The organism is Janthinobacterium sp. ROICE36, from assembly GCF_002869965.1.
In the GTDB taxonomy this organism is placed as follows: domain Bacteria; phylum Pseudomonadota; class Gammaproteobacteria; order Burkholderiales; family Burkholderiaceae_D; genus Janthinobacterium.
The window spans coordinates 1-9,559 of record NZ_PEBS01000117.1 but is presented as its reverse complement, the minus strand read 5'-3'; the positions used below and the strand labels follow the sequence as shown (position 1 = coordinate 9,559).

Annotated in this window: 13 protein-coding genes; 5 read left to right on the top strand and 8 right to left on the bottom strand. The window is 63.5% G+C overall.

Annotated features, from left to right (window positions below; all coding sequences use genetic code 11):
- Positions 1-270: 270 nt before the first annotated feature.
- The 3 genes from hemP (at position 271) to CSZ94_RS26005 (ending at position 2,146) form a co-directional block, all read left to right on the top strand.
- On the top strand, positions 271-468 hold the full coding sequence (hemP, locus tag CSZ94_RS26015; RefSeq protein WP_034750559.1) for a hemin uptake protein HemP: 198 nt from the start codon (positions 271-273) through the stop codon (positions 466-468).
- Between the two features lie 85 nt (positions 469-553).
- Complete coding sequence (locus CSZ94_RS26010; RefSeq protein WP_102124164.1) at positions 554-880, top strand: hypothetical protein; 327 nt, start codon at positions 554-556, stop codon at positions 878-880.
- A 39-nt stretch (positions 881-919) separates the two neighbouring features.
- Positions 920-2,146: a DUF2325 domain-containing protein gene (locus CSZ94_RS26005; protein ID WP_102124163.1), complete on the top strand. Its 1,227-nt coding sequence runs from the start codon at positions 920-922 to the stop codon at positions 2,144-2,146.
- A 20-nt stretch (positions 2,147-2,166) separates the two neighbouring features.
- Here CSZ94_RS26005 and CSZ94_RS26000 read toward each other — a convergent pair whose 3' ends face one another.
- From CSZ94_RS26000 to CSZ94_RS25975, 6 genes are all read right to left on the bottom strand, one after another.
- Entirely contained in the window at positions 2,167-2,418 is a 252-nt protein-coding gene (locus tag CSZ94_RS26000; protein WP_102124162.1) for a hypothetical protein, read from the bottom strand.
- A gap of 186 nt (positions 2,419-2,604) precedes the next feature.
- Complete coding sequence (locus tag CSZ94_RS25995) at positions 2,605-3,969, bottom strand: sulfite reductase subunit alpha (RefSeq protein WP_102124161.1); 1,365 nt, start codon at positions 3,967-3,969, stop codon at positions 2,605-2,607.
- 12 nt (positions 3,970-3,981) lie between these two features.
- Positions 3,982-5,031 carry an FAD:protein FMN transferase gene (locus CSZ94_RS25990; protein WP_102124160.1) on the bottom strand — a complete coding sequence of 350 codons (1,050 nt, stop codon included), beginning with the start codon at positions 5,029-5,031 and terminating at the stop codon, positions 3,982-3,984.
- A gap of 26 nt (positions 5,032-5,057) precedes the next feature.
- Positions 5,058-5,882, bottom strand: coding sequence for a DUF4198 domain-containing protein (locus CSZ94_RS25985; protein WP_102124159.1), 825 nt, complete (start codon positions 5,880-5,882; stop codon positions 5,058-5,060).
- Positions 5,883-5,894: 12 nt separating this feature from the next.
- Positions 5,895-6,410, bottom strand: coding sequence for a DUF2271 domain-containing protein (locus tag CSZ94_RS25980; RefSeq protein ID WP_102124158.1), 516 nt, complete (start codon positions 6,408-6,410; stop codon positions 5,895-5,897).
- Positions 6,411-6,442: 32 nt separating this feature from the next.
- On the bottom strand, positions 6,443-7,096 hold the full coding sequence (locus tag CSZ94_RS25975; protein WP_102124157.1) for a PepSY-associated TM helix domain-containing protein: 654 nt from the start codon (positions 7,094-7,096) through the stop codon (positions 6,443-6,445).
- A gap of 263 nt (positions 7,097-7,359) precedes the next feature.
- Here CSZ94_RS25975 and CSZ94_RS25970 point away from each other — a divergent pair, with 263 nt between their 5' ends.
- Together CSZ94_RS25970 and CSZ94_RS25965 are read left to right on the top strand one after the other, a co-directional pair.
- Entirely contained in the window at positions 7,360-7,857 is a 498-nt protein-coding gene (locus tag CSZ94_RS25970) for a pyridoxamine 5'-phosphate oxidase family protein (RefSeq protein ID WP_102124156.1), read from the top strand.
- Positions 7,858-7,955: 98 nt separating this feature from the next.
- The gene (locus tag CSZ94_RS25965) at positions 7,956-8,564 is read left to right on the top strand and encodes a DUF2239 family protein (protein WP_102124155.1); all 609 of its coding nucleotides are present in this window, start codon (positions 7,956-7,958) and stop codon (positions 8,562-8,564) included.
- Between the two features lie 9 nt (positions 8,565-8,573).
- Here the strand turns inward: CSZ94_RS25965 and CSZ94_RS25960 are convergent, their stop codons facing one another.
- Positions 8,574-8,837, bottom strand: coding sequence for a hypothetical protein (locus CSZ94_RS25960; RefSeq protein WP_102124154.1), 264 nt, complete (start codon positions 8,835-8,837; stop codon positions 8,574-8,576).
- A gap of 193 nt (positions 8,838-9,030) precedes the next feature.
- A complete protein-coding gene (locus CSZ94_RS25955) occupies positions 9,031-9,405 on the bottom strand; it encodes a KGG domain-containing protein (RefSeq protein ID WP_102124165.1) in 375 nt (124 codons plus the stop codon).
- Positions 9,406-9,559: the final 154 nt, after the last annotated feature.

The window sequence follows — 9,559 nt, the reverse complement described above, 5'->3', positions numbered from 1 at the left end:
TTGCGATGCCGACGATGTGCTCGCGAACGCCGGATGCAACCGGCAGCGAGGCGGCGCCAGGAGATACCTGGGGTTCGCCTTCCAAATCCCCCCCCCCCCCCCCCCCCCCCCCCCCGCGGCCCCCTTTTGCCCCCCCCCCCCCCCCCTCATCCATGCTGCCGACCGCCGTAAAAAAGCGCAGATTTCGCACAAATAAGCCTTGCTTTTCGAGCCACATTCAACAATAATGCAAATACGAATCATTCTCAACTGAGATAAAGAAAGCCCAACATGCAAAGCTCAAAACCAGCCTTGATCCAGGATGCCGCTACCGCCCACGTCCGTCCTCCCGTCAGCATGGCGCAACCGGCGCGCCGCATCACCAGCGAAGCGCTGCTGCAACAGGGCCGCGAAGTGGAGATTGAGCACAGCGGCAAGATCTATCGCCTGCGCGTCACCCAATTGAACAAGCTGATCCTGACTGCCTGAAGCAGCACGGCAGCCAGTCACCACACTCGCCAGCCAGTCGCGCCCCGTGCGCGCAGCCAGCCAAACTACCGCACAGGAGTGTTTGATGGCGAACGACCGACCTTCCCCGATGTTTCCGTCCCCGCAGGGCCAACAGCCCGAATTGCTGCTGTCGGCCGTGCTGCACCTGATGTCGCACTACCATGCGGGCAGTCCCTGCGAGAAACTGGCGGGCGTCATCGAGCGCCATTTGCAAGTGCTGTCCAGCTCGCCCGACCTGGGCCCCGTGCTGCAAGCGACCTGCCAGCAGCTGTCGCAGCAATGGGCCGCCCTGGTGGCGCTGCACCGGCCTGCGCCGCCCAAGACCACCTTGTTTGAGCGCCTGGCGCACCTGCTGAGCGCCAAGCGCCCTGCCTCGCCCCTGGCGCAATAATTTCTCTTCAACACCCTCACCGCCCAACAGGATATCGCCATGTGTGACAAAGACCAGTCCCTGCCCGTCATCAGCAATTGTTCCAGCGACGGGGCCGAAACGGCCGCGCTCGCTTCGCGCCGCCGGCGGCTGTGGCAACTGTCGCACACCTGTCATTGCCCGCTGGTCGGCGTGGGTTTGCCGCTGGGCTACCTGCGCAAGCTGGTGGGCAAGATGACGGGCGGACGCGTGCTGGCCGACGACTACGAAGTGCACGTGGGCGCCGTGACGGAATGCGGTGCGCGCAACCGCTTGTCCGAAGCCCTGCAAAAGGAATTCGAACGCCGCTACGCCCCCGTGATTCTGCGCTTTCGCGGCGCCAAGACGACGGAACAGGTAGCGCAACTGTGGCGCACGGCCGTCGCCAATGGCGACGTGTCGGGCGCCTTCTGGGCCGGCCTCACGCATCCGCGCTGCGACGCCGAGCTGGAAGAGCAGATGTGCCGCGACTTGCACATGATCCAGCACCAGGCCGGCGCCTGCGTGCGTGCCGACATGGGAAAATTTACGGCCTTGCAGGAAGAAAACGCGCGCCTGACGCACGAACTGGCCAAGCTGCAACAGCGCAGCCAGGCCATGCTGATGGAAAAAACGGGCGAGCTGGAACGCCAGGAAGCCGTGCTGCTGCGCACGCGTGCCGAATCGATCGGCAAGGATAGCGTGATGGATGGCTTGCGCTTTGATCTGGCGCAGCTGCAGGCCGCCATCCCGGCACTGGAATCGCGCACGCGCCTGGTCGAACGCCTGGCGCAAATGGATGAGCGCGAAAAGGAATTGCGCCAGCAAATCACGGAATTGAAGCAGGCCCAGCCACGTCCCACCGCCGCCGTGCCGCCACCGGCGCCCAAGCTGGAAGTGCCGACGGGCGGCAAGCTGAAAATGCCGATCCGCCTGGTCGATCAAAGCGTCTTGTGCGTGGGTGGCCGCAGCGGCAATGTCGCCACCTACCGCGCCCTGATCGAACGCGTGGGCGCGCAGTTCGCCCACCACGACGGCGGCCTGGAAGACAATGCCAACCTGCTCGATTCGAGCCTGGCGGCGGCCGACCTGGTGATTTGCCAGACGGGCTGCATCAGCCACAGCGCCTACTGGCGCGTGAAAGATTATTGCAAGCGCACGGGCAAGCGCTGCGTCTTCATCGACAACCCCAGCATCTCCAGCCTGGCACGCGGCTTGCAGGAAGTGAGCGGAGAAATGGAACCTGCCGTGCTGAACACGGCAGATTAAGACTGGACAGGGCGGCGTGCTTACGCCGCCAGCTCGCGGTCAATGGCTTCGCGCGAGATCGCATCATCGAGCGTGGTGTCGGGCGAGAAATGCCCCACCACCTTGCCATCCTTGCTGATCAAAAACTTCTCGACATTCCACAGCACGTCGCTGGACTGCTCTTGCGTGATGCCGTAGCCGGCCAGCTTGGCGCGAAAATCGCTGCCCGGCTTTTCCTGCGACTGCGGCTGCTCTTGCACCAGGCGCTGGTACAGCGGATGCTGGTCCGGCACCTTGACGACGATTTTTTCAAATAGGGGACCTGCACGCCAAAAGTGCCGCAGTAGCTGTCCAGGCTGGCGGGGTCGCCATTGATGCGGCGCAAGGGAATGTCGTAAATGCTGTCACTCATGATGGCACTCCTCGGAGCAAGCTATCATGATAGCTGTGCGCGCGCGAACGCGCTGGCGATGGAAAACTCAGTAGACGTCGCGCCGGTAGCGCCCTGCGGCCGCCAGCGCGTCCAGTGCGGGCCGGCCCAGCATCTCTTGCAGGGCCTGGTCGACGCCGCCCGCCATGCCGGCCAGGCTGCCGCAGATGTAGATGGCGGCGCCCTGCTCCAGCCACAGCTTGACTTCGTCGGCATTGCCGCGCAGGCGGTCCTGCACGTACGTCCGCTCTGCCTGGTCGCGCGAAAACGCCAGGTCCAGGCGCGGCAGGTCGCCGCTGGCATGCCAGCCTTCAATTTCTTCGCGATAATGGAAATCGTGGGCCGCGTTGCGCTCGCCAAAGATCAGCCAGTTGCGCCGCTGACCCGCCAGCACGCGGCTCTTCAGGTGGCCGCGCAAGCCGGCGATGCCGCTGCCGTTGCCAATCAGAATTAATGGTCGTTGGGCATTGTCTTCCAGGCGAAAGCGTTTGTGCTGGCGCAAACGCAGCTGCACCACGTCGCCCACAGACGCCTGCGCCGTCAGCCAGCCCGAGGCCAGTCCCAGGCTGCCATCGGGATGCGCATGCTGGCGCACCAGCAAGTGCACGCCGCCATCGCGCGGGATCGAGGCGATCGAATATTCACGCGGCTGGGCGCAATCCGCCGGCGCGGCCACCTGCACCAGGTCGCCCGACTGCCAGTCAGGCAAAGCTCCCGCCACGGGCGCCAGTTCCACATGGTAAATGGCGCCGCCGGCGCTGCCAGGATTGAGCTGGCGCCGCTGTATCAGGCGCCAGTCGCCAAAGGCGGGGGCGCTCCAGTCGGGCGCGTCGCTGGTGCCGGCCAGGTGGCTCAGGTGCTGGAACCATTGCTCGATGGCGGCGCTGGCACTGCGGTCGACCTCGATGCGCTGGAACAGGCGCGACGCGCCCTGCGCCGCCAGCCAGGCATCGAGCGCGCGGCCGAAGCCGCAGAAGTGACCGTAGCTGCGGTCGCCCAGGGCCAGCACGGCGTAATGCAATTGCGCTAGCGCCAGCTCGCCCGTCATCAGGCGGCCCATGAAAGCGGCCGCATTGTCGGGCGCATCGCCTTCACCATAGGTGCTGACCAAAAACAAGGCCCGTTCGGCTTGCTGCAAATCAACTGCCGTGACTTCGGCCAGCGCGCACAGGCGCACGGGAATGCCGGCCAATTGCAGGCTGTGCGCCGTTTGCGTGGCCAGTTCCTCGGCATTGCCTGTCTGGCTCGCATACGCCACCAGCCAGGCGGGGCTGTTGGCCAGCGCCGCCTTGGCGGCAGCGGCGGCGCGGCGCCTGGCGCGCGCGCGCAGCCAGGGTGCCAGGCACACGCCCGCATAACTGAGGGACAGGGCGGCCAGCAAGGCCAGCCGCGTCGTATCGTGCGTAAAAATCATGGAGTTAATGGTTCATTCGTCAAGCATGGCCAGCATCTGGCTGCTCAGCGTTTCGTGGTAGCCATCGCCATCGCGCTGCAGAAAACGGGCGGCCAGGCCCTGCTCTTCGGCCAGCGCCATGCCCGCCTGGGCACCCAGCACGGTCAGGGCCGTCGACCAGGCGTCGGCCGCCATGCATTGCTCGTGCACGACGGTGACGCAAGCGAGTTGATTGGCGATCGGCATGCCGCTGCGCGGATCGATGGTGTGTGAGAAACGCACTGTGCCATCCTGGAAGAAACGCCGGTAATCGCCCGAAGTCGCCACGGACAAGCCGTGCAGCGCCAGCAGCATTTCCGGCGGATGCAGTGCATTATCGGCATTATCGGCACTATCGGCGGCGCCATCGACCTGTTCCAGCACCACCCACCACGGCTGGCCGTCCGGCTTGCCGCCGGCGCCGCGCAGCTCGCCGCCCACTTCCACCAGGTAATGATGGATGCCCTGGCTGTCCAGGTAGCGGGCCAGGCGGTCCACGCCGTAGCCCTTGGCCACGGCGGACAAATCGAGTTGCAAGCCACCGGGCTGGCGCGCGCGGCGGGCCGGCAAGTCCAGTTCCAGGCGGCGGCGCTGGCGCTGCGACAGCAGTAGCGCCACCGTCTCGTCTTTCGGCGGCAGAAAACCGGGCTCATCGTAGCGATTGCGGGGACCGAAGCCCCACAGGTTGACGAGCGCCCCTGCGCACGGGTCGTACGCGCCGCCGGACGCTTGCGATACGTGCATGGCAAAGCCCAGCACCTCGCAAAAGGCGGCAGGCAGGCTGTGCCAGCTGCCCGGTTCGGCCCGGTTGTAGCGGCCCAGGTCGGATTCGTCGTTCCAATGGCTCATTTGCGCTACGACCAGGTCCAGCTGTTGCTGCAAGCCCTGCTGTAAATCGGCGCTGCCGGCGCGTCCCGGCATGGCGGACTCCAGCAGGCGCACAGACCAGCTGGTGCCCATCGTCTGGCCGCGCAAGTCCCGGATCGCGGCGCCGGGCGGCGCGACCTGATCGGAAATATGCTGCGGCAACAGGACCCGGCGCATCGGCGAGCTCGTGAATAGGCCGCCGCTTACTGCGGCAGCACTTCCACGGTGGCCGCGTACGTCATGCGGCGCTCGGGCATGACTGGCGGCTGGCCGGCCACGGCCGGAGCGGCCGCTGGCCAGGTGCTGCTCAGGTAATACATGCCTGCCGCTGGCACCGTAAACGTGATCTCGCCCTTGGCATCCGTGCTCTGGCGGATTTCCCCCAGCACGCCACGGTAGCGCACGCCGCCTGGCACCAGGCTGAAGGCCTGGTTGGCCGCCGGCTTGCCGTCGACCAGGAAACGCCACGTGGCTTTCTCGCCCGCGCGCAAGTCATTCGGATGGGTCACCGGCACGAATTCCAGGCCCACGCCAGTCGGCTTGAACACTTCCGTGCTGGTTTCGCCATTGCTGAAGAAGGTTTCCAGGCGGCTGGCCGTGCGCGTGACTTTCAGCTCTTGCGCATCGGCCGGCATGTCTTTCTTGAAAGTTTCCTCGTTGCCGCGGAAACGTTTCTGCTCGCCATTTTGCTTGTAGCTGGCCATCACGTTTTGCGACACGATGGCCGCCTTATACGTGCCCGGCTTTTCCATTTTCACATCGAAGACGCTGCGCAAGCGACCCGTGACGGTATTCGCGGGAACCACTTTCGCGCCATCCGGGCCGATCACTTGCAGCGCGTCCAGGCGCAACGGCTGGTGGTCGATCTCGAACAGGCCGTCGGAGACGGCGGCGTCCACCGTGACCCAGGCGTCCTTGCTTTCCACCATCGTGCTCGATGGCACCATCCAGCCCCGATGGGCGTGGGCATTCATGGCCAGGCCGGCCAGGGCCAGGACGATCAGCGGCTTATTGAATTGCTTGAACATGATGGGTGCGCCTTATGGTTTGAGTTGGACGACGACATTACCGAGTTCTTCCTTGCCTTTGCCAGGAACGGACTGCGCCGATTTCAGCGGCCACTGGAATGGCACGCGCACCAGTTCGCGTCCGCCCGCTTCGCGCGCCGCTTCCACCACCACCTGGTATTCGCCGGCCGGCAGCTTGTCGAGCAAGGCCTTGGCGCCCGGGAAAGTCAGGCTATGTTCGCCTGGCGCGCGCGTGGCGCCGCTGACGCCGTCAACGGGCATGGCCAGGTCGCGGCCGCTCTTGCGCCACCATTGGCGCATGTCCTTCAGCCACTTCTCGCCTGCCTTGTCTTTCTTTTTCACGTCATACAGCACCGTCAGGTTGCCGACAACCTTTTGATCGGCCGTTTCCAGCCAGGCCGCCACGTAGGGACGGTGATATTCCGCCACGTTCAGTTGCGGGATTTCAAGCTTGAGGGCCAGGTCGGCCGCCATCGCCGAAGTGCCGATCAGGGGAAGGCCAAGCGCCAGGGAGTAGCGTAATTTCATGGTGTGCCTGTAAAAAGGAAAAATAAAAACGATCAGTGGATAAACAGCAAGGCGATCGCGCAGGGTATCAAGATACCGAGGCCAACCATCGGCCAGGTAAATGGCCGGTTGGCCGCGTGGAACTTCAAAATCAATACACCCGTCAGGCAAAACACGATGCAGACGCCGGCAAAAATATCGATGAACCAGTTCCAGGCCACGCCCGTGTTGCGGCCCTTGTGTACATCGTTGAGCCAGGACACCCAGCCCCGGTCCGTCAATTCATATTCGGCGGCGCCATCTTCCAGGCCGATGCGCACCCAGGCGTCACCTCCCGCCTTGGGCAGCGGCAAATACACTTCCTCGACGCTCCATTCGGCGGGACGCCCGCCCGCATTGAGCGACCATTGCTGCTTCAGCCAGGTCTCGGCGGCGGCCGGCATGGGCGCGTTGGCGCCATCATGCCGGGCGGCATACGCGGCCAGTTCGGTGACCAATAAGGCCGGCAACTGCGCCTTCTGACGCGTGATCGATGGCTTGGCTTCGATCTGGCTGGCGTGGTTCAGGGTGATGCCGGTAATGGCGAACAAAAACATGCCGAGCAGGCAAAGTGCCGAGCTGATCCAGTGCCATTGATGCAAGTTCTTCAGCCATACTGCGCGGCTGGCGTTGTTCTTGGCCTTGTCTGCGGCGCCCGCCTTAGCCATCGAGGGCTCCCGGCAAGGAGCGAGCCAGGTGGCGCGACAAGTCAGTGTGCTTCATTCCCATCCTTCAATCAAAGTTCATGCCCATAGCTTCAAACAAATGATAATGATTATCATTTATTAAGTCAATACATGGCCGCCCTGCCGGGCCAGCGTTTTGTAACAGCTTTGAAACAAAGCACGCCCACTACGTAAGCTGCCGTACAGAGCCGCATGCCGCGCCCGCCTATGCTGTTGTTCAGGACAACCATCAAAGGGAGCACCCCATGCAAGCGTATTCCAGCGAACAACTGGCCAGCATCGCGGCCAAGATCAAGGACGTCAAATTCGGCATGCTGACCACCAGCGACGACATGCGCACCCTCACCAGCCGGCCCCTGACGCAGCAGCAGGTCGACAACGCAGGGCAAATCTGGTTTTTTGTCTCGGACGAGGCCGCCTACACGCGCGATTTGCTGAACAATCCGCAAGTCAATGTCAGCTTTGTCGACACGGGCGACAGCCTGTATGTGTCCGTCTGCGGCCATGCGCAGCTGTTGAAAGACCGCGCCAAGGCGGAAGAACTGTGGAATCCCCTGATGAAAGCCTGGTTCCCGGGCGGGCTCGACGATCCGAAGCTGTCGCTGATCAAGGTGACGATACAGTCGGCCGAATACTGGGATAGCAGCGCCAGCAAGATGATGCAATTCTATGAAATGGCCAAGGCCGCGATCACGGGCGAGCCACCGAAAGACCTGGGTGAACACGGCCGGGTCGATCTGTAGCAAGCCTGCCACATTTTACCCGGGTGTGATTGATTGTTATTGATTTTTAATTTTACCCGGGTAAAATTGCGTGCATCGTCACTCATTGGAGGCAAGACATGCACGCACCCGCCCGACTCACCGCCTTTGCGGGCCCACACAAAGTTGCCGCCGGCACATTGCATGCGGTGGCGCAAACACTGAAGGAATTGGTGACGCGCGATCCCGGGGCACAAATTCTGATCTTCGACGACACGAACGGCAACCAGGTCGACCTGAACCTGCACGGCAGCCTGGCCGACGTGCTGCAGCGCCTGCCACGCGAGGCCGCGCCGGCGCCGGCGCCGCAGGAAGACATGCCCCCGCCCGCCCGCACGCCGGGCCGCCCGAAGCTGGGCGTGGTGGCGCGCGAAATCACCCTGCTGCCGCGTCACTGGGAATGGCTGGCGACGCAGCCGGGCGGCGCCTCCGTGGCCTTGCGCAAACTAGTGGAGCACGCACAGCGCGACAACAAGGCGCACGACGAGCAGCGCCAGGCGCGCGAAGCGGCCTATACAGTCATGAACGCGCTGGCGGGCGATGCGCCCGGCTTCGAGGAAGCCAGCCGCGCCCTGTTCGCCGGCAAGCAGCCAGCGTTCCTTTCGTGCGTACAGGAATGGCCAGCCGACATGCGCGAATACGTCTTGCAGCTGGCCCAGCGGGGATGGTCAGGGAGTGAAGAAAGATAGGTGATCCCTTCAGACTCCCGTGCTGCCCGTGGTATCGGGTGCATCGTCGGCGCTCTGCCGGCTCTGCCCGGGCGAGCCGGACTGATGATGGGGCAAGCGGTCGGCGCGCCGCACTTCGCCGATGGAAAACAGATCGTCGCCAATATCGAGTCCTTGCTCGCTATCGACCAGCACAAAGCTCTCGGCCGACTCTGCCGTGCTTTGCTTGCTGCCTGCCGTGGACGGCGTGCCGCCCTGGCTATTGCCGGGCTGCGGCGTTGTGGAGTTGCCCATCATCTTCTCCTGATCGTGAGTGCGAGTTGATTGCACATGGACTGCGAACTGGCCGTGACCGGCGCAGCTATTTCATCATAGTCCATGCCTGCTGCAATGCATCAAAATATTGCGGCGGGCAGAAAAGTGCCGCGACTGGCCAGCGGCAATGCGCGACTCCCGCCGACCAGACTTGCCTTGCTACCGCTACCGCTTACTTGTTGCGCGAACCGGACGAGCCCGCCCCTGAACCAGGGCCGCCGCTTTGCTTGTTGCCACTGTCGCGGTTGCCATCCTGCTTCATGCCGGGATTCTCAGGCGCACCGCTGGGGCTGGCAGCACTTTGCCGGCTGGCATCGTTTTTGTGGCTTTGGCTGCCTGCGCGACGCGCTTCTTCCGATGTGAATTCATGGGCCGTGCCCTTTTCATGCGCGGCACGTCCGCCTTCGCTGGCGATTTCGCGCTGCTGGGCAGGGTCCATGGAAGCGAAGCCACGCTTGCTGGTATCGCTTTGCTTGTTGCCGCCGCTGCTGCTACTGCTGCTACCGGCTTTACTACCTTGCTGTTTATTGTCGCTCGATGTGGCCATGATGATCTCCTTGATCGATGAATCAGAGTAACTGTTCAGCATGAGCAGTGTTTCAAAAAACAGTTGTAAACCTTTTCAAACCGGCTCATCATGCTGTCATGGCAAAAAAACGTACCCCTCCCGATCTCTCCGCCCTGACGCGCGGTGAGCTTGA

Coding starts and splice junctions, on each gene's coding strand:
- hemP (WP_034750559.1), top strand. CDS start 271: ATGCAAAGCTCAAAACCAGCCTTGATCCAGGATGCCGCTACCGCCCAC.
- CSZ94_RS25985 (WP_102124159.1), bottom strand. CDS start 5,882: ATGTTCAAGCAATTCAATAAGCCGCTGATCGTCCTGGCCCTGGCCGGC.
- CSZ94_RS25990 (WP_102124160.1), bottom strand. CDS start 5,031: ATGCGCCGGGTCCTGTTGCCGCAGCATATTTCCGATCAGGTCGCGCCG.
- CSZ94_RS25965 (WP_102124155.1), top strand. CDS start 7,956: ATGCACGCACCCGCCCGACTCACCGCCTTTGCGGGCCCACACAAAGTT.
- CSZ94_RS25975 (WP_102124157.1), bottom strand. CDS start 7,096: ATGGCTAAGGCGGGCGCCGCAGACAAGGCCAAGAACAACGCCAGCCGC.
- CSZ94_RS25960 (WP_102124154.1), bottom strand. CDS start 8,837: ATGGGCAACTCCACAACGCCGCAGCCCGGCAATAGCCAGGGCGGCACG.
- CSZ94_RS25980 (WP_102124158.1), bottom strand. CDS start 6,410: ATGAAATTACGCTACTCCCTGGCGCTTGGCCTTCCCCTGATCGGCACT.
- CSZ94_RS25955 (WP_102124165.1), bottom strand. CDS start 9,405: ATGGCCACATCGAGCGACAATAAACAGCAAGGTAGTAAAGCCGGTAGC.
- CSZ94_RS25970 (WP_102124156.1), top strand. CDS start 7,360: ATGCAAGCGTATTCCAGCGAACAACTGGCCAGCATCGCGGCCAAGATC.
- CSZ94_RS25995 (WP_102124161.1), bottom strand. CDS start 3,969: ATGATTTTTACGCACGATACGACGCGGCTGGCCTTGCTGGCCGCCCTG.
- CSZ94_RS26005 (WP_102124163.1), top strand. CDS start 920: ATGTGTGACAAAGACCAGTCCCTGCCCGTCATCAGCAATTGTTCCAGC.
- CSZ94_RS26010 (WP_102124164.1), top strand. CDS start 554: ATGGCGAACGACCGACCTTCCCCGATGTTTCCGTCCCCGCAGGGCCAA.